Annotated in this window: 26 protein-coding genes; 11 read left to right on the top strand and 15 right to left on the bottom strand. The window is 44.8% G+C overall.

Annotated elements, in window-relative coordinates:
- Positions 1–68 precede the first annotated feature (68 nt).
- Entirely contained in the window at positions 69–281 is a 213-nt protein-coding gene (locus QUB35_RS09755) for a hypothetical protein (protein WP_333141596.1), read from the top strand.
- Positions 282–396: 115 nt separating this feature from the next.
- Positions 397–609 (top strand): DUF2949 domain-containing protein, encoded by a 213-nt coding sequence (locus tag QUB35_RS09750; RefSeq protein WP_333141594.1) that lies wholly within the window; start codon positions 397–399, stop codon positions 607–609.
- Between the two features lie 62 nt (positions 610–671).
- On the opposite strand, the gene QUB35_RS09745 is transcribed toward QUB35_RS09750, so the two are convergent.
- The 3 genes from QUB35_RS09745 to trpC form a co-directional block, all read right to left on the bottom strand.
- Positions 672–1,829, bottom strand: a complete 1,158-nt coding sequence (locus QUB35_RS09745; RefSeq protein ID WP_333141592.1) for an alanine--glyoxylate aminotransferase family protein — start codon at positions 1,827–1,829, stop codon at positions 672–674.
- Positions 1,830–1,912: 83 nt separating this feature from the next.
- Positions 1,913–2,158, bottom strand: coding sequence for a DUF5340 domain-containing protein (locus tag QUB35_RS09740; RefSeq protein WP_333055069.1), 246 nt, complete (start codon positions 2,156–2,158; stop codon positions 1,913–1,915).
- Positions 2,159–2,507: 349 nt separating this feature from the next.
- On the bottom strand, positions 2,508–3,407 hold the full coding sequence (gene trpC, locus QUB35_RS09735; RefSeq protein WP_333141590.1) for an indole-3-glycerol phosphate synthase TrpC: 900 nt from the start codon (positions 3,405–3,407) through the stop codon (positions 2,508–2,510).
- 147 nt (positions 3,408–3,554) lie between these two features.
- On the opposite strand from trpC, the gene QUB35_RS09730 reads away from it, so the two are divergent.
- The 4 genes from QUB35_RS09730 (at position 3,555) to QUB35_RS09715 (ending at position 5,197) form a co-directional block, all read left to right on the top strand.
- Entirely contained in the window at positions 3,555–3,974 is a 420-nt protein-coding gene (locus QUB35_RS09730; protein WP_333141588.1) for an element excision factor XisH family protein, read from the top strand.
- Positions 3,959–4,351 carry a XisI protein gene (locus QUB35_RS09725; RefSeq protein ID WP_333141586.1) on the top strand — a complete coding sequence of 131 codons (393 nt, stop codon included), beginning with the start codon at positions 3,959–3,961 and terminating at the stop codon, positions 4,349–4,351. Before QUB35_RS09730 ends, QUB35_RS09725 begins: the two co-directional genes overlap by 16 nt.
- A 157-nt stretch (positions 4,352–4,508) precedes the next feature.
- Positions 4,509–4,841, top strand: coding sequence for a DUF433 domain-containing protein (locus QUB35_RS09720; RefSeq protein WP_333055073.1), 333 nt, complete (start codon positions 4,509–4,511; stop codon positions 4,839–4,841).
- Positions 4,838–5,197 (top strand): DUF5615 family PIN-like protein, encoded by a 360-nt coding sequence (locus QUB35_RS09715; RefSeq protein ID WP_333141583.1) that lies wholly within the window; start codon positions 4,838–4,840, stop codon positions 5,195–5,197. Before QUB35_RS09720 ends, QUB35_RS09715 begins: the two co-directional genes overlap by 4 nt.
- Before the next feature lie 33 nt (positions 5,198–5,230).
- Here the strand turns inward: QUB35_RS09715 and QUB35_RS09710 are convergent, their stop codons facing one another.
- Together QUB35_RS09710 and QUB35_RS09705 are read right to left on the bottom strand one after the other, a co-directional pair.
- A complete protein-coding gene (locus tag QUB35_RS09710; RefSeq protein WP_333141582.1) occupies positions 5,231–5,422 on the bottom strand; it encodes a hypothetical protein in 192 nt (63 codons plus the stop codon).
- A gap of 32 nt (positions 5,423–5,454) precedes the next feature.
- On the bottom strand, positions 5,455–6,927 hold the full coding sequence (locus QUB35_RS09705; protein WP_333141681.1) for an NB-ARC domain-containing protein: 1,473 nt from the start codon (positions 6,925–6,927) through the stop codon (positions 5,455–5,457).
- A 241-nt stretch (positions 6,928–7,168) separates the two neighbouring features.
- On the opposite strand from QUB35_RS09705, the gene QUB35_RS09700 reads away from it, so the two are divergent.
- The 3 genes from QUB35_RS09700 to QUB35_RS09690 are packed head-to-tail and all read left to right on the top strand — an operon-like array spanning position 7,169 to position 10,275.
- Positions 7,169–8,260, top strand: coding sequence for a hypothetical protein (locus QUB35_RS09700; protein ID WP_333141580.1), 1,092 nt, complete (start codon positions 7,169–7,171; stop codon positions 8,258–8,260).
- Between the two features lie 7 nt (positions 8,261–8,267).
- Positions 8,268–9,812 (top strand): WD40 repeat domain-containing protein, encoded by a 1,545-nt coding sequence (locus QUB35_RS09695; protein WP_333141578.1) that lies wholly within the window; start codon positions 8,268–8,270, stop codon positions 9,810–9,812.
- 22 nt (positions 9,813–9,834) lie between these two features.
- Complete coding sequence (locus QUB35_RS09690; RefSeq protein ID WP_333141576.1) at positions 9,835–10,275, top strand: hypothetical protein; 441 nt, start codon at positions 9,835–9,837, stop codon at positions 10,273–10,275.
- Positions 10,276–10,318: 43 nt separating this feature from the next.
- Here QUB35_RS09690 and QUB35_RS09685 read toward each other — a convergent pair whose 3' ends face one another.
- Both QUB35_RS09685 and QUB35_RS09680 read right to left on the bottom strand, forming a co-directional pair.
- Positions 10,319–10,708 (bottom strand): SCO4402 family protein, encoded by a 390-nt coding sequence (locus QUB35_RS09685; protein ID WP_333141574.1) that lies wholly within the window; start codon positions 10,706–10,708, stop codon positions 10,319–10,321.
- A 16-nt stretch (positions 10,709–10,724) separates the two neighbouring features.
- Entirely contained in the window at positions 10,725–11,048 is a 324-nt protein-coding gene (locus QUB35_RS09680; RefSeq protein ID WP_333141572.1) for a hypothetical protein, read from the bottom strand.
- Positions 11,049–11,137: 89 nt separating this feature from the next.
- Here QUB35_RS09680 and QUB35_RS09675 point away from each other — a divergent pair, with 89 nt between their 5' ends.
- Entirely contained in the window at positions 11,138–11,497 is a 360-nt protein-coding gene (locus QUB35_RS09675; RefSeq protein ID WP_333141569.1) for a nucleotidyltransferase domain-containing protein, read from the top strand.
- Between the two features lie 4 nt (positions 11,498–11,501).
- On the opposite strand, the gene QUB35_RS09670 is transcribed toward QUB35_RS09675, so the two are convergent.
- From QUB35_RS09670 to lpdA, 3 genes are all read right to left on the bottom strand, one after another.
- Positions 11,502–12,083 (bottom strand): hypothetical protein, encoded by a 582-nt coding sequence (locus QUB35_RS09670; RefSeq protein ID WP_333141567.1) that lies wholly within the window; start codon positions 12,081–12,083, stop codon positions 11,502–11,504.
- Positions 12,080–12,571, bottom strand: coding sequence for a DUF4365 domain-containing protein (locus QUB35_RS09665; protein ID WP_333141564.1), 492 nt, complete (start codon positions 12,569–12,571; stop codon positions 12,080–12,082). Before QUB35_RS09665 ends, QUB35_RS09670 begins: the two co-directional genes overlap by 4 nt.
- Before the next feature lie 286 nt (positions 12,572–12,857).
- Positions 12,858–14,294 (bottom strand): dihydrolipoyl dehydrogenase, encoded by a 1,437-nt coding sequence (lpdA, locus tag QUB35_RS09660; protein ID WP_333141562.1) that lies wholly within the window; start codon positions 14,292–14,294, stop codon positions 12,858–12,860.
- A 433-nt stretch (positions 14,295–14,727) separates the two neighbouring features.
- Between lpdA and QUB35_RS09655 the strand changes: the two genes are divergently transcribed.
- Positions 14,728–15,018 carry a hypothetical protein gene (locus QUB35_RS09655; protein ID WP_333141560.1) on the top strand — a complete coding sequence of 97 codons (291 nt, stop codon included), beginning with the start codon at positions 14,728–14,730 and terminating at the stop codon, positions 15,016–15,018.
- A 463-nt stretch (positions 15,019–15,481) separates the two neighbouring features.
- Here QUB35_RS09655 and QUB35_RS09650 read toward each other — a convergent pair whose 3' ends face one another.
- The 5 genes from QUB35_RS09650 to QUB35_RS09630 all read right to left on the bottom strand — a co-directional run bounded on the left by QUB35_RS09650 (position 15,482) and on the right by QUB35_RS09630 (position 22,538).
- Positions 15,482–17,767 (bottom strand): AAA family ATPase, encoded by a 2,286-nt coding sequence (locus tag QUB35_RS09650; protein WP_333141558.1) that lies wholly within the window; start codon positions 17,765–17,767, stop codon positions 15,482–15,484.
- Positions 17,768–17,947: 180 nt separating this feature from the next.
- Complete coding sequence (locus QUB35_RS09645) at positions 17,948–19,525, bottom strand: polysaccharide biosynthesis/export family protein (protein ID WP_333141556.1); 1,578 nt, start codon at positions 19,523–19,525, stop codon at positions 17,948–17,950.
- Positions 19,526–19,654: 129 nt separating this feature from the next.
- Complete coding sequence (locus QUB35_RS09640; RefSeq protein WP_333141553.1) at positions 19,655–20,365, bottom strand: cyanoexosortase B system-associated protein; 711 nt, start codon at positions 20,363–20,365, stop codon at positions 19,655–19,657.
- 8 nt (positions 20,366–20,373) lie between these two features.
- Complete coding sequence (gene crtB / locus QUB35_RS09635; protein ID WP_333141679.1) at positions 20,374–21,249, bottom strand: cyanoexosortase B; 876 nt, start codon at positions 21,247–21,249, stop codon at positions 20,374–20,376.
- A gap of 149 nt (positions 21,250–21,398) precedes the next feature.
- Positions 21,399–22,538 (bottom strand): DegT/DnrJ/EryC1/StrS family aminotransferase, encoded by a 1,140-nt coding sequence (locus QUB35_RS09630; RefSeq protein WP_333141551.1) that lies wholly within the window; start codon positions 22,536–22,538, stop codon positions 21,399–21,401.
- Positions 22,539–22,543: the final 5 nt, after the last annotated feature.

Genomic DNA, 22,543 nt, shown 5'->3' with positions numbered 1-22,543 from the left:
TTTCAGGTTTGATCGAAATATCTAACTAATTTTGCCGAAGTAGTTTTGCGGATTCTGCATTTCGGCAGATGAAGTTAAACTCTGAACTTGGTTTAGTAGTTTTAGGTAGCAGAATTTATTCTGATTCGCGCTGCAGAGATGCCGAGGTATTCAGTTTAGGTTCGATCGCGATTACCAGTCGATCGGGCAGACATCAGCCAAATTGCAAAACCTTTCACTTTTTGGGAAAGGTTAGCTTGTGCGCTCGCACTCAGCATTACGTTTGGCAGTTCAACCGCTAATAGCGTTTTAAAACCTATCGACGGTAACAAGACAAATTTAAAACTGGCTTATTACTCATCAAAAACATCAGGTTCACATCAGAAAATGGTGTCCTATACTTAGAGGTGAAATCACATGGCACCCGCTACATACACTAGATTAATTCGATTTTTACAAGAAGATTTGGCAATTTCTCCCGCGTCAATTGCTGTCGCCGAACGTGGCGGTGACAAACAGCGCCAGCGCGATAAAGACCCGAATTCCTTGCCGATGGTTCTGTGGCAATACGGTTTAGTCACTCTCGAACAGTTGGATAAAATCTTTGATTGGTTATCCGAAGCATACTAAAAGGATTTTAGATTTTAGAGAGTATCAAAAATCCAAAATCTAAAATCCTTTAACAACTGAGATTAGGATTCAGCCAAGAATTTGGCAGCAGCGGCAACGCCGGCACCAGGAGTGTAGCCTTCATGACCCAATTCGCTCAGCACGACTTCTAAAGAGGAAATTGCTGCTAGAATATCGCGATCGCACACAAAGCCCAAATGACCGATTCGGAAGATTTTACCTTTCAAATGGTCTTGTCCGTCGGCGAGAGCAATGTCAAATCTCTTTCTCATCAAAGTCCGCACTTTTTGAGCATCTACGGATTCTGGCGGCATAACCGAAGTAATCGCAGGGCTGGCGGCATCATCAGCCGCAAACAACGGCAAACCTAAAGCTTTTACAGCAGCGCGAGTAGTTGTCATTAAGCGTTTGTGCCGCGCGAAAACATTTTCCAACCCTTCTGTTTTCATCATCTGCAGCGATGCTTGCAGGGCAAAAAACATATTGACAGGGGGAGTAAAAGGAGTGGTATTTTTGGCAGCGTCTTTGCTATATTTGCCCAAATCCAAATAATAGCGGGGCAGTTTTGCAGTTTTGTAAGCTTCCCAAGCTTTCGGACTGACGGCCACAAAACCCAAACCTGGAGGAATCATGTAAGCTTTCTGAGAACCCGAAGCAATGACATCGATGCCCCAAGCGTCCATCGGAATATTGACAGCGCCTAAGCTAGTGACAGCATCGACCATAATTAAAGCTTCACCGTGGGCTTTAACGTGGCGGTTGATGGTTTCGAGGTCGTTGAGGACGCCGGTGGAGGTTTCCGAGTGCGTGATGATGACAGCTTTGATTTGCTTCTCTGTATCTGCTTCGAGTTTTTCGCGGAAGTTTTCGGGGTCTAAAGGTTGGCCCCACTCGGCTTTAATAATTTCGGCGTTTAAACCGTAAGCTTCGGCGACTTCAGCCCAACGTTCACCAAATTTGCCGTTAGTACCGACTAAAACTCGATCGCCCGCACTCAAGAAATTAATGATCCCAGCTTCCATCGCCCCGGTACCAGAAACCGTTAAACTCAGCACGTCACTTTTTGTTTGGTGCAGCCATTTGAGGTTTTCGGTACATTCTGCAAAAATCGCGTCAAATTCCTTGCTGCGGTGGCCCATCGGGTGTTTTGCCATCGCTAACAATGCCGCTTCAGGCACCGGCGTCGGGCCCGGAATCATCAGCATTAATTTGTTGTCCATGATATTGTCCTAAGTTTTTCTGTGGGAGTTATATAGAATAAATCAAATACGATACGTCACGTCGCGTCGATACTCTAAGTTTTTTAACTTTTAACTCCCTTGTGGTTAATTTCATTTAGAGCCCAGCGATGTTCTACCGCTAAGTTCGATCGCTCGCAGCTTTGTTCTAATTGCTTTTGAATGGCAAGGGCTTTACGCAGTGTAATAATAAGTTGGTGAACTTGTTGCTGCTGCGGCGATTGTGGACTGACAGCAAACATCGTTTTGCGTTCTAACAATTGAAGTAGCAATTCATAATGAATGTACGAAGGAAGGGGGATTGGCTCCATGAAAGCTAACATACCTCAGCGAACCGATACCCCATTGCAATTGCATGAGGCATCACGGTGAACATTAGATGCCCGATTTTTTATTTGTTTTCTAACCGTCCAATAAACCCTGCTTTGCCGATCGAATATTCGGGGCTGGGTGCGTTGGACACGCTAAATCTTGCGATCGACAGGCTTACAGAATAGATTTAATTGCTTTCTGGCAAAATATTTCTATGCAATATAGCTTTCAGTGCTATTTCTTTTTTACAGTAGCGCTTGAGTCGATGCAGGCTAGAAATTCTCATTATTTACCTACTTAATCATTTTTTATCAGAATTAAGGGTGGTTTGTCAAGCGGTCTCGCCTTTCAGAGGCTCGGAGGGCGATCGGCAAGGGAGGCTAAAGCTGCGCCTGGATCGGGCTGCTTGACCAGAGATTCGCCGATGAGGACGGCTTCGGCGCCGGCGCTGGCAAGTTTAGCGAGGTCGGCGGGAGTGTGGATTCCTGACTCGCTGACGGTGAGGATGCCTTTTGCTTGGATTTCGGTTTGGCGCGAGGCTAATAGTTGACCGGTGGTTTCTAGGCTGACGGAAAAGTCTGCTAGGTTGCGGTTGTTGATGCCGATTAGGCTGACGCCTTCTAGGGTTAATACTCGATCGAGTTCTTCGAGAGTGTGAACTTCTATTAAAGCTGTCATGCCCAACGTCTTGACAATTTTCACAAAGTATTGTAAGTCTTTGTCAGATAGAATGGCTGCGATTAACAATACAGCATCTGCGCCGTGAATCCGGGCGAGATAGATTTGGTAGGGATAGATAATAAACTCTTTGCAAAGTAAGGGTAAATCGACGGCGGCACGGATTTTAGCGAGGTTGTCGAAGCTGCCTTGAAAGAACTTTTCATCGGTGAGTACGGAGATGCAACTAGCGCCGTTTTGTTGGTAAGCTAGGGCGATCGCCACTGGGTCGAAATCTTCGCGAATTACGCCTTTGCTGGGGGAAGCTTTTTTAACTTCGGCGATGATAGCGGGTGTGGTTTTGCCGTTTTTAAGGGCGGCAAGAAAGTCGCGGATGGGCGGTGCAAAGGGGAGTTTTTTGTGAAGATCGGCTAATGGGGTGCGATCGCGCTTTTGGGCCACTTCAGCTTCTTTTTCCCAGACGATTTCTTCGAGGATGTGCTGGGGTTCGGCGTCGGGTACGGCGATTTGGTAGCTGAGGTAGAGTACGGAGACGGATGTGCTGGGGGGACGACGGCGGATTTGAAGCATGATAGGGGGATAAACAGTTGACAGTTGACAGTTGACAGTTGACAGCGAGGTTTTTAGGCTGGGGATTTATACCTTACCGCGATCGCAACAAGTTTCAACCTATTATATAATGGTTACAGTAAATCCTCCTAGCCTGAGAGCTAATGCGTGCCAGCTAAAGATATTTATCACGATACAGTTAAGCGTGCCTTGCAAAAGGATGGGTGGACAATTACTCACGATCCATTTTCCATGCAAATTGGTCGCAAGCGTTTATCTGCTGACTTGGGTGCAGAACGTCTAATTAATGCTGAAAAAGACACCCAAAAAATAGTTGTTGAGGTCAAGAGTTTTGTAGGACGATCGGATGTAAAAGATTTGGAACAGGCTTTGGGACAGTACGTTCTTTACCACCAAGTGCTTAATGAAATGCAGAGCGATAGAAAACTCTATCTTGCTATTTCTAAGCCTGCTTTTAAGAGCGTATTTACCATAGAACTAGGGCAAGTGTTATTAAAAAATCAAATTGTTAAACTGATTGTTTTTGATGTAAAAAGTGAGGAAATACTTCAATGGATACCCGATTGAGATACCAAGAAATTATCAAAAGTATACTTCAGGAACACGCTAAATACCGCAATACTATACCTGACGGCTATCATTCTCAACTGTTATTTGATGATGAACGAGGAGGATATTTAGTTTTGGATATAGGTTGGAATGATGACAATTACCTTCACGCCACACCAATCCACATCAATTTAATCGGCGATAAAATCTGGATTCAATATGATGATACCGAAGAAGGAGTGGCGACGGATTTACTGGCCGCCGGTGTTCCTAAAGAAGATATTGTACTCGGTTTTAGGCATCCTCAAGTGCGGCAGTACACTGAATTTGGAACTGGTTTGAGTGAGAAAGATGAAGAAATTGTTGCTGAATCTGCTGCTGTGCGATCGGCCTAAGTAGAGTACGGAGACGGATGTGCTGGGGGGACGGCAACGGATTTGCAGCATGATAGGGGGATAAAGGGCGATCGTAACAAGTTTCTATTATATAAGGTCGATCGCCCTTTTCAATTTATGATAAAATGCGATTAACTAAGTATTCGGAGATAAACCGATGCAATTAGAAGACTATTTTGAATTTCTCGACCCCGATGACATCCGCATCAAAGGACATCGGATCGGCATTGACGATGTAATTAAATATTACTTGGATGGATATTCGCCCGACCAAATTCTGGAAGAATTACCAAGTTTGAATTTAGAGAAAATTTACGCGACGCTAACTTATTATCTGCAAAATCGGAGGCAGATGGATGCTTATATGTTGCGGCTGGCGAAGTGGCGGGAAGAACGCTATCAGGAATGGTTGGCTAATCCATCTCCTCTAGCATTGCGTTTGAGAGCAATCAAAGCACAGCGAGAACAGGAGTTACTTAACCTGAAGTGAAAATTCGTTTTTTGCTTGATGAAAATTTGCCTCCTAAGCTCAAAAGTGCTGTTTTAAAACTCCAGCCAGAGATAGATATTTTGCGTGTTGGCGACGCAAATGCACCGCCATTCGGAACATTAGATCCAGAGATTCTCATTTATTTGGAATCATCGAAACGACTATTGGTGACGGATAATCGCAAAAGTATTCCCGGACATTTGGAGGAACATTGGGCGGCTGGGGGACAAAGTTGGGGATTAGTTTGGGTGCGTCCAAGTGGAAGTATCGGCAGATGGGCAGAAACAATTCATTTTATTTGGGAAACTACTGAAGCTGAAGAATGGATCGATAAGTTAGATTGGATTCCATATTAGAGAATGATGTGGAAAAAGTACGCGCGTGCGTAGCTATCCCGTAGAAATGGCACTTTTGGGCAGCCAAAATCCCTTCGCTAACCCGCAAGTCCGCCGGGGGTTGAAAACCCCCGTCTCATAGCGAAAGTCCTCTAAAAGAGGACTGAAAAGCCAATTCAATAAACAAAGGTCGATCGCGCCTTCCCAAATTTTACCAAAAGGTCGATCGCACATTTCTAAGTTCAAGATAGTTCACTTGACGACAATATAATTTTTTATTACTCACCGTTGGGGCGGGAATAGTTGGTTTTGATATACTCTTTTAGTATCGGGCAAAGGGTAAAAAATGTGCGATCGCCCTCCGGGATTTTTTCAATTAATGAACGCCGTCCCAAGGATTGCATAACTTTCAAAAATTGCGATCGAGATAATTGCAGATTCTCTGGCACTTTTGAGAGGGAAACAGGCGCGGTTTCACTCGCTAGCCATGACATTACCTGTTTTTCTGAGTCTGATAAGCGATTAAATGGCTGATGCAGTAAAGATTCTAAATCACCTAAAAATAGTGTATCATCCGACAAAAATTCCGATAGGCTGCCGTTAAATAAATCTTGAATCATTGTCGCAACTATTTTTAACCACAAGGGATTCCCTCTGTATTGTTCAATTAGTTCTGACCATTTTTCATGTTCAGCTAAACCTTTTTCTCTGAGGATTTCCCCCGCTTCAACACCTAAACCATTGAGTTGTAATGAGCGAATTGGCTGAGTTTTGCCTTCTAATGCGGCGATTTCTCTAGGCTTTTCCGAACCTATCAGGATTAAACAACTATTGTGAGATAATTCTCCTACCTGTCTGAAGAGTGTGCCGTAATCTTCATATCCAGGTTTGTAAATACCAGCGAGTTGTGCGCTGCTATTTACCATTTGTACGTCATCGAGTATCAGCAGACAGCGGTATTTTTGCAAGTAGTCCAGTAGGGGCAAACCCCCCGTGGTTGCCCCTTCTTCTGGGGAGGGGGCGGGCACGGGGGCACCGCCCCTACCGAAGGCGGGCACACCGTCGGCATTTGGGGCGGGCACGGGGGCGCCGCCCCTACAGAAGAATTGAATTATATTTGTTTGAAGTATTGACAGGGGTGGAGATGTGGCGAGACTTCGCCAGATGATGAAATCAAATTCATGTTTGATTTGTTCTACTAGGTGTACGGCGAGTGCTGTTTTGCCAATGCCGACTATGCCTAGTATGGCGAGTAGGCGGGTGTTTTCGTGGAGAATCCACTGTTTGAGGGTGGTGAGTTCGGATGTGCGATCGTAAAAGGTGAAGATTTTGGGTGCGTCGCTTAAGTCTAGGTGGGATTGAGTTGGGGTTTGTTGGAGGTTTGGGGGAGATGCGGGCGATCGCTCTTCTGTTAACGGTGAATGACATCGATCGCTACAAACATTAATTTTGCTATTCTTACTATTGACTATATTATTAATATTACTATTGGAAAATACCCCTCGCTGCAACAGCCCTCTAAAATTAGATTGACTAACAGTTTCTCCTAAAACCTCTGACAGCAGCTTCCATAACTTCCAAGCAGCTTTTCTGACATGATCGTTACTAAATTTATATTCTTCTGCTATTTCTGGATACTTTTTACCTTGAGAAGTAGCTTCTAATATAGATATTTGAAGAGAGTCAAGACGTTTTCCAGTTTTAGCAAATATCTCGTCATCGATCCATTTTACAGATTCTTCAAGCTCCATAAGTTTAGGTGCTGCCATATTTGGGTCTAACACAGCACCACTTTACCACACTTTTGACAATTGAGGAACTAAATGCCACTTTTTCCTATTAACTCCCATTAAATCCCAAATTCACCAATTTACAAATTACCCATTAAATTCAATGGCTACATCCAAAATCTTTAATTACACTTATTTAAATATATGAGCTCGGCTAAAAACAAGAGCTATCCGCAAATAAACTTATTAGGTACTAAAATCCATGTACAGTTATCGAGTTATCATGCTGGGGCCGCGTGGTGCTGGCAAGACAGTATATTTGGGAAGTATGTTTCAGAAGTTGTCCAGTCAAGGGGAATGGGGATTTTTTCTAGAGACTGATGGTGAAAAGCGCAAGAAACTGAATAGAATATACACCGAAGTCGCTACAGAAACAAAATGGCCTGCGGGGACGGTTCCCGAGGAAGTCTCAGAATGGGTTTTTACCTGCTCCATCAATAGAAATAGGACTAAATACTCTGCTTGCGAGTTTGTCTATCTCGATTACGCAGGCGGTAGAATTACTGAGGAACAAATGGAAGACGACTCTGATTTTAATCGAAAGATAGAAAGTGCTGAGATTCTACTTGGATTGTTAGACGGATCTAAAATTTGTGCGTTGATGCGTCAAGAAGCAGAAGGAGTAGTATGGGTTATTAATGAGTTTAAGAATATGCTTGACATAATGACTAAAGGTATTGCAAAACCCGTTCATTTTGTTATTAGCAAGTGGGATATTGTTGAAAGTAGTGGATATTCTTTGAAACAAGTACGAGAGAAATTATTAGAATCTAGTGAGGCATTTCAGAATCTAGTTACAACCCGTAAACAAGATAACTCTCCAACCAGATTGATTCCTGTTAGTTCGGTTGGGCAAGGTTTCGCTAAACCTGTACCTGGTGGCGGTATGGAAAAAATACCAGGAAAACTGCCTAAACCATTTCAAGTGGAAGTTCCCCTAGCTTGTGTTTTACCGGATCTGATCCAGAATAAGCAACAAGAACTTGATAAAAGAGCATCTGAAGAACGTAAGCAATCGACTAAAGTTGAAGCAGACCTTTCTGGTACGGAAAAATTCAGTCAAAATTTGCCAGAATGGTTAAGAGGTCTTCCTGGGATTAAAAATTGGGCAGGCTCTGCCGAACAAAAAACAAAAGAAGCGGCGAAAAGAAGTGAGGAATTGCGTCAGCAAAAAGCTGAAGCATTGAATAAAATAGGCGATGAAAAAAGCGCCTTAGCATCTGTTGTCAACAGCTTTATCTTGATCCAAAACCAACTTTATATAAGTTTCCCCGATTCCGATCTATCTTCGTAAGACATTTATGAAAAGTTTAGATTGTTGGCCTTTTTTAGTTAGCGCTAATCGCTACGTTGAGTATAGAACAATAGTCGCCCCTGACTTTTTGTGTGAAATTGGTGATGCCAGTATTCTTGCCTACACAGCAGGTGGGGGGCTGACAGGAGAAAATGAGGCTTTCTACCGAGAAATACATAAATCTAAATCCGGGAAATTAACCATAGTATTTCGAGTGATTGAAACCACTTTTGAAGATATGGGAATAGAAGGAAGTGGAGCTTTAAAAGATTCATTTGGCAGAGAGATTCTTTTACTTGAAGGAATTGTTATTAAGGGATTAATGCCAGATGTGATAGTTACCAAAGATACTATAGAAAGGGCTCACGGAATGATTATTCAACCTTACCGTGAATTTTGGGAATATACCAGTTCTCAACCTGCTACAGCTTCAGTATGTTTTAGCTTACCACAAGATAGTTCTGAATCTTGCCTACAATATGAGAAACTAAAGCCTTATGGTGTTGATATCCCTCAGCCTCCGCCAACCCCTGAGCCTCAGCCAACCAAGATAGCAGACCGATCTCAAGTACCAGTTTCTCCAGTGGTAGATCCGCAGAAAAAAAGCAGTAAAAGTCAAGAATGGAGAAGCCAAAGGCCTAATTACTTTGATGGTGAAGTTACAGCAGTGACATTTTTACCTAAAGGTAATTCTATTGCGATTAGATACGAACACCAACAAACAATTATTATCAGCAATTTCGAGACCAACCAAAATACTTGTTTTGCCAAGGAAGATATTATTGGCTTTTATCCTAATCCTATTGCCATTAGTCCTAATGGTCAGTATATGGCTAGTAGAATTATTAAAAAATTCGGAAACCATGTCATAAAATTATGGAATATTGAGGAAAAAAAAGAGCATCAAGAAATTTATGGACATAAAAATATTGAGTTCAGTAGAATTATACCCGTAGCTTTTACTCCAGATAGCGAAATACTGATTAGTGGCAGTCAAGATAAAAGAATTTTTTTCTGGGATGTTAAAACAGGTGGTAAAAGAGGCGAACTAATTGATAATTTGGCAAATGAAATTAGGGCTATAGCTGTTAGCCCAGACAAATATAGCTCTATTTTTGTCATTGGGGATGGTGAGGGAAGGATTCAGTCTTGGAATTGGAAAAGTGGAATAAAGATTAAAAGTTTTCCAGCGCAGGGTTCGTATAATAGATTACCTATTAATTCATTAGCTTTTAGTCCTGATGGTAAAATACTTGTCAGCGGTGGCGATGACTATAGTATCAAACTTTGGGATGTCTCTAAGGCTGAAGAATTAAAGAGTGGAAAACACTCAAGTAGAGTCAGAACAGTTGCTTTTAGCCCTGATGGTAAATTAATTGCTAGTGGAGATGAGTACGGTTATATTAAAATTTGGGATGTTGAGACTATGACATCCGTGTCTGTGCTTCAAGAACATAGAGCAGCAGTGACATCAGTTGCTTTTAGTCCTGATGGTAAAATACTAGCAAGCGGTAGTAAGGATAAAACAGTTAGGTTTTGGGAAAGAGTTTAAAAAAGAGTCATAGTGTAAGCTGATGAATGCACTAACTTTGACAAATCCCCAAATTTGGGATGAACTTGCTAAACTATTAGCACCGATCGCCCTGAATCACCTCATAGAGAAACATCTAGAGTCCTGCAATTACAAAATACGCGGTTATTGGGAGAGCAATAAGTTTTATGAAGAGATAGCTTTCATTCATCCAACCTATGCTGAGTTAATTAGCCGATCGATCGGCACAAATATCATCAACAACCATCCCACTTCTCACTGGATTAAACTTAAATTTTTACTCAAAGCCGATCTATCTGCGGTTGAAAACAACCTGGTTAGCGATGATGGCGATGATGAAATTGGCGAACTGACTCTGATTTTAGATACCAATCTCAAAGTTATTGATGAAAACTGGTCGATCGATCTCGAATCCCCTTTTGTGGTTGCCAAAATTCAGCCAGATTTGCAGCATTCTGCCTAAAGTGCGTAAACCGTAGCTATCCCGTAGGGAATCGCACTCTCACTTAAATCTTAACCGCTTGCTGCGATTGAATTTCCATCGCCTGCAACGCTCTCAATGCAGCCTCAACTACCTTTGTCCACTCACAAGATTTAATATACTCCTCATCAGAAACTCCTGTCCCCAACGCCTCAAATACTAAGTCTATAGCCTGACAAACTGCTGACATCAAACGGGCTTCTTTTTCATCTTCAATAATTGCTCCAATTGCCAGATATGGGTTTTCTGCCAACACAGTATCGTCGTAAAGAAAATGAACCACCTCATCAAAACAGTCGTACTTAATTTCTGGCGGATAATCTCTTTCTAACCAAACTTTATGTTGATATTCTCTATCTGCCAAACTGCGGAGAGTTTCTAATAACTCCTCTCTCATTTTCGGATACTTTACCATACAACTTTCTCCTTTACTAAGGTGCGTACCAGGTTGACCATTGCAACCATTCATCTAAAGGGATGTGGGCTTCTGTGGGATTATTTTTGATGCTACCTGCGATCGGCTGACCATGTTTACCGATAACTTGACCGTCTTTTCTAAGAATAACGTGGTCTACCTGCTGAGAAGGAAAACTGCTATCTGCATCCCCTTTGTCAATCCTTACACCATTTCCCTGATTTGTTGGATATTGCCACCGCCAACCTGGTTTCTTTTTGTTTGGCTGTGCATCGCCCCAGGATTCGGGTATTTTCTGGCTGGCTGCTTCTGGAAATGTCCAATCTTGACTTGAAATCACCTCGCACCTGGTTTATGCTTAATCCTGTTCCTAGACACCAATTTTAGCACAGAGGATATATCGCCCTCCAATCATTTACAACAAAAAATATGAACATCAACGATAAGCTTAAAAACATACTGATGCAATTACGATCGCACTTCGAGCAACTTTACGACAGCCGCCTTGTCACAATGGTGCTCTACGGTTCCCAAGCCAGAGGCGATGCACGCCCCGACTCTGACATTGATATTTTAGTCGTCCTCAAAGGGCAAGTAAACCCAGGCGAAGAAATTAAAAGAACCAGTCACATTCGAGCCGATTTGTCGCTCCAAAATGATGAAGTCATTAGCTGTCTGTTTATGGACGAACAGCGATTTATACATTACAACGGGCCTTTATTGAGGAACATTCGCAAAGAGGGAATAGCTTTACGATCGGCACTCTACCGCCGCCTTAAATACGCGTAATTCCCTACGGGATAGCTACGCCGCGCGTACTTTCATCTATTTTAGCTTCCTCTGCCATCAAAGCAAAATCGTGCAGATTTTTCATCGCAAAATATCCACCTACTTTGAGCAAATCACCCGTGCAAGTGACAGGAATTCTCTCCTGATAAGCTTTCAGTGCTAAATTACAATCAATTTCTGCGATCTCAAGATAGATTTTCCGCAGCTTGTTCACCACAAACCCCATCATCACCACCTTAGCGATTTCTGCCCCATCTTCGCGATCGACTTTCACAACAAATCCCTGAATCTCAGTATTGTCTAACGAAGTAATTAAATCGCTTAAAATCTCTAATTGAGAACTATTTTCTGACACTTCCAGCGTCTTGATAGCATCTCCCATCCGAGCTGGATAATCCGCAAACTCCCTTGTCAAAGGTAGCCCGATATCAAACACATCTCCTGCATCATTTTTTTTGACCCAAATCGCTCCTTTATTGTCGTAAATTCGGCTGTGTTCGTGCCAGCCATTTTTTTGTAAATATGCTATAATTACATTCACATCTAAACTTTTGAAAACTTCCAAATCCCGTACAGTTACTTTCATGGGAAACCTCCTTTGCTAATACGCTGCATAATTGACTCAAGAGCCTGTGGAGTAAAGTGATTCCGGCGGGGCAATTCAACAGTAATGCGATTTGTATTTCTAGTTTCAGGCATTCCCCGCAGCGATACCCAATAGGCACAATGTCTAAGCAACATTTCCTGTTCTGACTGTTGTATCCATTCCCCTATATTTTCCGGTACTAAAACGACAACCAGCAGCCGGGGAATAAAGGCAGTGACTCTCAAGTCGTTGTAATTTTTGACATTGAGCGGATATCGCACAGATTGAGCATCGAGTACATCTCTTGAAGTACATTTTAACTGCAATTCCAGGCGGTGCGGTTGCATTGGATCGCTGCCGATCGCCTTGATACAGAGATCCACGCTATCATAATCATTTTCAGGTTGATCTACAGAACAGCCGGCGACTGCCGCCACAGCACGGACATAAGCCTTGCTAAATAATTCTTTGCGTTGATTCAGTTCCATTTAAACACAATTCTCAAAAACGGGCGGCCACGATCGCACATTGGTGTCAACAAACAGGTCAAACATAGTACCAGTCCTTTGTTGCTCCGATAGGCTTTCGATCCCCCCTAGCCCCCCTTAACAAGGGGGGGACAAGAGCATTCAAGCCCCTTTTAAAAAGGGGTGAAATGGATTTCAAAGTCCCCCTTCTTAAGGGGGATTTAGGGGGATCTAGACTGGAATGCGAACGAGTTTTCTCAAGGGTTTAGACTTAAGTTGACACTAATCGAGACACAGCCCCTACAAATTAATGACTACCCGCTCCAGCCGCCCGTTTAAAAGCCTCATCCAACACTTCCGAAAGCGTCGGGTGAGTGTGCACTCGGAATGCTAAAGTGTTCACAGAATCGCGCTGGGCGATCGCATTTGCCGCCTCCTGAATCAAATCCGCAGCGTGCAAACCGAAAATGTGAACTCCCAACAACTCCCCAGTATCTTTCCGGTAAATCACCTTAGCCATACCGTCGGTTTCACCCTCCGCAATAGCCTTAGAATTTCCCTTAAAATAACTCTTGACAGAACCGACCTCAAACCCTTCTGTTTTTCCTAACTCCTTCGCCGCAGGTTCAGTCATCCCCACATAGCTAATTTCCGGGTGAGTAAACGCCGCCGCCGGGATACTCAAATAGTCAACTTCGCGGGCACGGCCGCAAATATTTTCCACCGCAGCAATTCCCTGAGCCGACGCAGAATGCGCTAACATCATCTTGCCATTAACATCGCCGATCGCCCACAAATTTTGCACCGGTTCTCCCGCCGCCAAAACCTGCATCTTATCGTTAACTGGGATATAACCGCGCATCGTTTCCACGCCAACAGTTTCTAACCCCAAATTCTTGCTTACCGGAACTCGGCCAGTTGCTACCAAACAAGCATCTACTTCCAAAACTTCGACAACTTCCTTAGTTTTGAAATCAGCTAATTCAATAATCACCGGCGAACCAGGAGTAATCTTCTTCGCCAAAACACCTACTTTTGTTTCAATATCGCGGGGTGCAATTAACACTCGTTCTGCTAACTTAGCAATATCCGGGTCAAAAGTCGGCATCAATTGGTCTAGAGCCTCAATCATCGTAATTTCGCAGCCCAGGGCCGTGTAAATATCCGAAAACTCCAAACCGATATAGCCACTGCCAATAATTGCGATCCACTTCGGTAGCGATTCCAACCTGACAGCATCGTCGCTGGTAAATACTGTTTTGCCGTCAATTTCTATCCCAGGGGGGACGAAGGGAATCGAACCGGGAGCGAGAATAATATCCTTGGCGGTAATAGTTTTCTCGCCTTTATCGGTTTCCACGGTAATTTTTTGAGCACTGGCAATTTTGCCCCAACCTTGGATGACATCGACGTTCAAACGTTTGAGGCTGTTGGTCAAGTCGCCACGAAGTTTGCTAACAATAGTATTAGCGTGATTGGCGATCGCCCCGCGATCGAAATCCACACTCCCCAACTGAATGCCCAAAGTCTTCAGGTGGTGGGCATTCCGCAAATCTCGCACGCGCCCGGAAGCCGCCAAGAGCGCCTTCGAGGGAATGCAGCCGCGGTTGACGCAAGTCCCCCCCATGTCCCCTGCTTCGATAATTGCCACTTTCAGCCCGCAGCTAACCGCGTGTATGGCCGCGCCGTGTCCGCCCACGCCAGCGCCGATAATTGCTAAATCGTAATCAAATCCCTGAGTCACCTTAAAATCTCCTAATGCCTGTGAAATCTTAGGACTCAAGCAAAAAACACCGTCTCTGGGTCCTTTCGGGGTGGCGCGTTGCCATCGCAACCCTTGAACAGCGGTAATAGTTGCATAAGTCCTGTTTCCTTATTCTCGACTAGACTAGGGTTAATTAGACAACGAAAGAGCCCTAACTGAGATTTTTTCAGGGTCGATGATTTTGAGCTGGGTCTACACAAAGTCTCAAATCACTCAGTAGGCGGGTGTACAGTTAAATATAGTTTGAAGGCTGACAATGCCCGCGGCAGGTTTTATATGGGGCAGCAAGTTCAGCCACAGGCATTCCCATCGCCCGGTTAAATTCTGTCCTCCTGCTTGTTTTAGTCGGTTTTCATGTCTAATATCTGCACGCGCCGGGGCGGACAGAGTTTGTTGGCAAATTTTAGACCCTATGGAGTGGCTTATGACGGATGACGACGACCAGAAAGATTTACGCCGGGCCTCGGCTCAATCATTTTTTGAGTCCCTGGATGAATTGTTCGATTCTATAGAGTCCAACAGCACTCAAGCTGCACAACCTAAATCTCCACCGCTTCCGGCTAAGTCTTCGAGTCAGTCTTCGAGTTTGCCGAAGAAGACTAGACCTGCGAAAATTAATTTGTCGGATTTTGAAGATGCGATCGCCGATTTGGAACAGTTTATCCAGAGCAAACACCAGAAACGCCCGGAATCCAATCAATAGTGCGATGACACATTTTCAAGTAATGACTGTTGACTGTTGACTGTTGACGGTTGACAAGTGAAAAATTTTAGATTAATGTTTACCCTCCCAGATGAATCTGTGGAGTCAATTTTTAATTTCAAATTCGGTAGCATAGAAATTATTCATCTCTCTGTTCTCTGACTCTGTGTTCTCTGTGTTCTCTGCGGTTTAATCAGGCCAAAGCAACCAGAATTGATATCAATCTCAAATCTCAAATCTCAAATCTAATAGCATAGAAATGATTCATCTCTCTGTTCTCTGACTCTGTGTTCTCTGTGTCCTCTGCGGTTTAATCATTCCAATGCCACCGGAATTGATATCAATCTAAAATCTCAAATCGACGGGCTGTTAACAGTGCTTTCAGCTTAAGCTGCTTATGTCGCAGCCTACAATATATTCATATTTCGTTGAGGATTGCTTTACAAGAATCAAGCCAGATAAATCATCTCAATTTACTATTAATAGCCTTGTTTTTAGGCTTTGAGTGCTGCGGTAATTGCCTCGATCGCACTTCGATCGCACGATCGCCGATCGCACTCACAGGCAACTCCCATTCATCAATATCAATATCATTGCGGAACTTCACCGGAATATCAGCACCGTTAATAATCGCTCCCAACAGCCGCGGCCCAGATTTATGCGACTCCTCCTCCTCAGATTCCAGCAACTGATCTGCAGCCTCAGACAACATACTAGACAAAGTGTAACCAGGCCGCGCCACCAAAATCATACCGTCCGTGTACGGTTCCAGCGTCAGCGCGTCGTTGCACTCGCTCAAAGCCGGAGAATCCACAACCACAAAATCAAAGCGGTTGCGAACATCCTCAAACAATCTCCGCATTTCGCTTGATTCTAGTACGGCGGAGGCTTGCCGCAAAAAGCCGGGACTCGGCACGACGTATAGGTTCTCTACCTCTGGAACCAAAAGAACGCACTCGCTAATATTGCCGTAATAGTGCAAAGGTTCCACAGTCGCCAGAGGATCAGCAGAAATTTTCAAAGATTCAACGTTAGAAGGCGATCGCAAATCTGCTTCAATTAACAAAGTCCGTTTACCCGATCGAGCCGATGCAATTGCCAAATTGTAAGCACTAAAACTTTTCCCCTCCAAAGGCGCCGCCGAAGTCAGCAACACCACCTTCACCGGTTTGTTCCCGATCCGGCGCAAATTAGTACGCAACCGCTCGTAAAATTCCAAATAGGGAGAATTTGCCTCCAAGGCGAGTGGCATTATTTCATCGCCGTAAGAATCAAACACCGTCACTTCAGGCAAAACTCCCAGTATCGGCACTTCTTTTTCCACCAATGCCGCCCGCACTTCTTCCCAACTATAAAACTTGCCGTTGAGCATCCCCAACAAAAATATCAAGCCCCCGCCCAGCAGGAATCCCACAAAGCCGCCCACCGCCAGCATCACGGGCAAACCTCTCTTGTTTGACTCAACGTCATCAGTTTGGGGCAATTGGGCTATTCTCAAACTCCCCGTTGTCTCAACTACCGCCGCCTCAGCATCTACCAAAGCCGACTGCATCTTGTCGTAGAGAGCTTTTTTGAACCCCACTTGCTGGGCTAACCGCGCTTGTTCTAACTGCTTGTTGGGGATTGTCGCGTGTTCCCGACGCAATAGCTGTTCAGTTTTCTCGATTCCTTGGAGTTGCTGTTGCACCGTATCCCGCTGCGTTTGCAAAGCAATCAAAGTTTGAGCTAACTGCTGTCTGGCCGGATCTAAAGAAGAGTCTACCCGAATTCGATCAGCACTTCTGAGCGGGGCCGCCACCCCGTTACCGCCGAGTACCTCAGATTGCCTCTGCTGCAACTGCTGCTCAAAAGCTTGTTTTTGTTTGAGCAATTCTACAATTTTCGGGTGTTCCTCCTGCAAGTCGCTGCGGAGAATTTTGAGCTGAGATTCGATCGAAAACAATTGCACTCGCAGTTGGGCAATAATTGGATCGGCAGAGAGTGCTTGAGCGACGTAAGCTTGCTCCACATTCAATCCCAAGCGATCCTGCAAACTATTAATTTGAGCTTCAATTCCTCCCAACTGCACGCGGAGTTGCCGCTGCTGCTGTTGGCTGCTGGTAATCGCTAGCGGCAAAGCACCGCTCTGAGCTGCTAAAATTGAAGTTCCTTCTCGTTTTTCGTAGGCTTCAAGTTTTGCTTCCGTGTCTCTGAGTTCCTGCGTTACTTTCGGCAAACGCTTGTTAATTTGGGCGATCGTGTCACGCAGTCTAGAAGTATTAATACTTTTGCTGTGTTCCACCATTTCGTACATCAGCGTCTTTACTACCGCTTCTGCTTTTTGGCGATCGCCATTTTTGTACAATACTTGAATCAAAGCGCTGGGGTCATTATTCTTACTGGGCATCTTGATCTGCACGTCTTTTACCAGCTTGTCCGTCAAAACTTCTATTTCTGTTCCCTCTTCTTTTTGGCTGATTTTTTTTTCTGCTTTTATGAGTTTTTTTGCTGCTGGTTCAACCACCATTTTATTCAGCAGCATATCTTTAGTTATTTCTTGTCCTTCCTGTTGAATTTTAGTAGTAGTAGATGAAAAAATCACGCTCGGTCTGTCGTAGGCCAGCGTACCTATTGCAACGTAAACTGGCGCAGGCTTTGGCTGCAGGGCTACTACTCCCGACACGCCCACAGTCACCGCGAGAGTAGCCAGTCCCACCCACTTGTATTGGTCGAAAGCAATTAAATAACGTTTAACAACGGATAAAGTCATGACGATTTTAGATTTTAGATTTTAGATTTTAGATTGTTAACGATAACTAATGATTGCGGACTAATTCTACAAATCCCCCAAAAACCTTAGAACTTTCGGTCTGTGATTAAAACCCATATCGCATAAGTCATTCCCCATCTCAAATCGAAAATCGAAAATCAAAAATCGAAAATAGTATGACTACCTATCATTACGTGACGGGCCGAACAAATCTGTTACCCCATTTCTCAACTGCTCAAAGAACAGAATAAATCCCAAAGTATCGCGAAATGGTCGAGTAAAAGTGTTGAGTACATAACCAATGCGCTCTACCAAATTCCTACCAATCACAATCACATCATTATCTTCGAGCATCGGGTTCTGAGAAACATTGCCCTCCAAAGCAGCTTTAGCATCTATCGAACGGTTGATTGTTCTACCTTGCTTTTCGTCGAACCGAATCAGGGCTATTTTCCGCAAGTCAGCAAGATTAACAGGCAAGTTGTTGAGAGCATCCAAAAACCTGCTGCCATTTTCAACGTAGAACGAGGTCAAACCACCACTAGCGTAACTCAAAACTCGAACGTAGATCCTGGGCTTAATCAGAGTAGACCGCGAAACCAGAGCTTTATCGTAGTCTAGGTTTTTCGTACTAGCGTCCAATTCCGGGATGACAATCACATCTCCCGATGCCAAAGGAAAATCGAACAAATCTTTACCGTTTGCTAGGGGAGTGTAGAGGTCGATTGGTTCCTCCACAGACGAGCCGTCCATTAGCGTCCGCCGCACTCGCACCTCCCGCAAATCGGCTTTTCCCGTGACTCCCCCCGCAGTCACCAAAGCAGCCGAAATTCGACCAGAACCCGCCGGAAGCGTGTAAAAACCAGGTTTGCTGACTTCTCCGGTGACAGTGACTTGGACGGGGACAGCAGCCGCAGCGAGGCTGTACCTCGATGCTAAATCTTGATCGGATTTGCGATCGGGCGTAACCTGTTTATACGGTACGACGATCGCATCTCCATCTTCCAAACGCAAATCCGGTGGAGCAATACCAGTTTGCAACGGTGTCAAAATATCAACAACTTGCTCCGCGACATCACCGGACGGCAGAGTCCGCCGCACCCGCACCCCTCGCAGTTGGGCCGTAGGATTAGTCCCAGCAGCAGCCGCCAGAGCCGCAGGAAGCTGGGGGGTTTGCAGTGGATAAAAACCCGGTCTGGCCACTTCCCCCGTCACCGTCACCACTACCGGGCGCTGAACCAGCAAAGCAGCCGAGACTTGAGGATTTTTGATAAATTGGCCAAAGCGCTCCCGGAGGCGCTGCTGTGATTCTTCGACGGTAAGACCACGCACATTTACTGTTCCGATTAGCGGCAGTACAATTACCCCTTCAGGGCTGATTGCACCCGTAAAACCTAGCTCTGGGAAGCGCTGAACTTGAACAGAAATCTGGTCTCCCGGGCCCAGGCGGTAGGGCCGATTCCGAAAAGCTGGGTTAATATCCCGGTTGAAATTGGCAGGCGGCGGTGGCGGTACACGCAATGGCGGTGGCGCCACGAGTCGCTCGTCTCTTGGAACAACAGATTGAGCTAAAGCCGTTTGCGAAAAATTTTTGCTATTAAAACCCCATAATACAGCAGCAAAAGATAGAGTCCAAGCAGTTGAATACAGACCTGCCAAGGAAAAAGCGAGGCGATTTTTAATAGTGGATTTTTCCCGCATTTTCAGAGTATTTAAAAAAGTAATATTTTGAATAATGACCTGACTTGTAAGTTTCATCTAAATAGAGTAGCGCGAAAAAACAATAATATCTTTTCAGGGCGGGTTGAACCCAGATATTTACTAGGAAGCAGTTGATTTTGGCAAAACTCGCCCACGCCCTAGGCTGATTTATTTACACCTACCTGCTTACTGAAACCGAAAAGTTTCTGTAATTAATTTAGCCTGGACACTTTCGGCAAGAGATTCCAGCAATGGTTGAGCTATCTTAATGTCGCCCTGCGGTTGAATGGGAAGGATGATACTGACAGCAACCCAAGAGGCGCGGCGGTTAGACAGTCTAGCAATGCTGTCTTCCCAAAACCAGCGACTGGTTGTTGGAGAACCCCCATTAGGCCAAGCGTACCACTGCACGACAGCAAAAGTTTGTTGGGGAGTCCAGCTTCGGAAAAACCTCGCCTCGACAGTAGGCGGTGGCTGGCCGGGTATTGGTGCTAATTTAACTGTAAACCTCAAAGTGCGATGAGAATCGGTTTGCCACCGGTGAAATCCATCGATATCTAGCCATTCCACTTGGGGCTGGTTTTTGGCGTAATTTTGAGGCAACAGCAATAAAAGGGCAATTGTTCGATCATTTTTAATTTCTTGAACTAACCATCTGTGAGCGCCAATTTGGACGTTATTCTGAACGGCTATAACCTGCCACCCAGGAATTTTTATCCCGTTTTGGCGCACACTTCTTAATTGCTTGAGGTTGGCAAGGGTTGGCGGGTTCGTCCAAGGCCACCTTCCCGTCGCGTAGCCGGGAATTGCTACTGCCCCAACTAATACCAGCAAAAACACCAGTACCATAATTTTAGATAATTGATACCGCCGCAGTAGTTTCTGTGCTGAAATCATCTGTTTCATTAATTGCCAGACTGACTTGGGAAATACTTTTCCATCCCGTTGAGGACAAGTACCAATAACCCTAGTATACAAGCAGAATACAAATCTCCGCCCCATCCGGCGTGTAGCCAAGTAAAAAGCGCCTCTCTGTCGGTTCCGTGAAAGTAAGTTAGCAAAGTATTGCGAAAAATGTTGGAACTGATGCTAATAATGGATGTAATCACTAAAAACAAAAGGCTTTTTTTGCGAGAGTTCCAAACTCCCGTCCAATCCAGCAGAATTAAGCTGACGTAAAGACTGGTAAACAGCATTTTTAAGCCTGCACAGTGCGGAGCAACTTCTACAATGCGCTCGTTCACGTACAGATAAATTTCTTCCACTCTCACGTTGATACCAACCTTAATTAATATCCAGCCTGATGCTTCAGCAATGAATTGCTGCAACGGCAAGGCGTAGGGTTCTATGAGGTAAGGAATGTGGTTGGGCGAGGCCAGAAATACGAAGAAAAGCGGCATCGCCTGCAATTGTAAGCCGGGAATTCCTTTTAAAGATAAGCAAATGCTGGCCAGCATTACGGGCAGGGATAAATTTACTAAATCGCTCAAGCGACTCAGATAAAAAAGCGTGGCTAGTACCAGCAAAAAGCCTCCCAAAGGATGCGGTGAGTTGGGTAAGCTGCGCCAGCACTTTCGGTTCGTCCAAGCAATATAAGCTGCGTAGGGCAAACCAATTAGTCCGTGGCTGAAATATTCGTGTTCGAGGCTGATGCTTTTGTTCAACCAGCCGTCGTACCAATGTACTAGCAGGGGGGCGTACAGCAGCACTAGGAGCACCGTGATACCTTCCCCCAGGAGGTATCGCTTGAAAACAATGCGAATTTTGCGCTGGATGTGCATGGTTTGAGAAGTTTTAAGATTGCCGCGCTGGATTCGCAACGCTTTGGGGTTTTGAACTGTCAGTTAAAGATTTGTTAATTCGCCACAAAAACGCTTTGAGAACCGCACCCTACTGCTTGAAGCACCTGCAGCATTAGTTTGATGAACAATTAGCAATTCAATGATAGTACGATCGCCCGAACAACTTGCTCGATCTGAGTATTGCTCAATCCGGGATACATTGGCAATGATAAAATTTGTTGGCACAGGGTTTCTGCATGGGGGAAGTCGCCCGGATTGCCTAAGTTTTGGTAGGCGGGTTGCAGGTGACAAGGTATGGGATAGTGTATACCTGTTTGAATGCCGTGTTGAGCGAGTTTGTCCTGAAGGGTGTTGCGGTCGATCGAGCTTTTCTCAGTAATTTGGATAACATAGAGGTGATAAATGTGACCGCTGCTGCTGTGGTTGGCGATCGGTACAATGCCTTTGTGTTTCAATGGTGCTAATAGAGTATTGTAGTGTTGAGCAGCGTCGGTGCGATCGCGATTCCATTTTTCTAAGTAAGGTAATTTAATATTGAGCACGGCGGCTTGCAAATTGTCGAGGCGGCTGTTTGTACCGATTTCTGTGTGCAAATATTTGCTGGGTGCTCCGTAATTGCGGAGAGTTCGCATTTTTTCTGCGAGCTCTGCATCGTTAGTAATTAACATCCCGCCGTCGCCAAAAGAACCGAGGTTTTTGCTGGGATAAAAACTGAACGCTGCTGCTTTCCCAATGGCACCGGCGCGGTATCCTTCTCTGGAAGCTAGATGCGCTTGGGCGGCATCTTCAAATATGATTAAATCGTGGCGCTTCGCAAAATCTAAAAGCTGCCCTGGCGATACCATTTGACCGTAGAGGTGTACGGGGATAATTGCTTTAGTTTTCGAGGTAACTGCTGTTTCGGCTGCTGTGAGGTCAATCAGGGCGGTTTCCGGGTCACAATCTACAAGAATAGGTATAGCTTTGGCTTCGAGGACGGCGATCGCGGTGGCGATAAAAGTGTTAGCGGGTATGATAATTTCGTCGCCCGGATTAATGCCGCAAGCTTGGAGTCCCAGAGCGATCGCATCTGTTCCGCAAGCCACTCCTACGCCGTATTTTACTCCAGAAGCTGCTGCAAATGCTGTTTCAAATTCGGTGAGTGCTTGGCCTAAAATAAAGTCTCCTTCCTGGATTATTTTTCCCATAGCTTCTGCTATTTGGGATTGGATTGGTTGGTGTTGCAGGGAGAGATTTACAAAGGGAACTTTGGGCTGGCGGTTACTCATACATC

Origin of the sequence: Microcoleus sp. B13-B6, from assembly GCF_036705405.1 — a bacterium.
Lineage (GTDB): Bacteria > Cyanobacteriota > Cyanobacteriia > Cyanobacteriales > Microcoleaceae > Microcoleus.
This window is presented reverse-complemented; position numbering and strand designations above follow the sequence as displayed.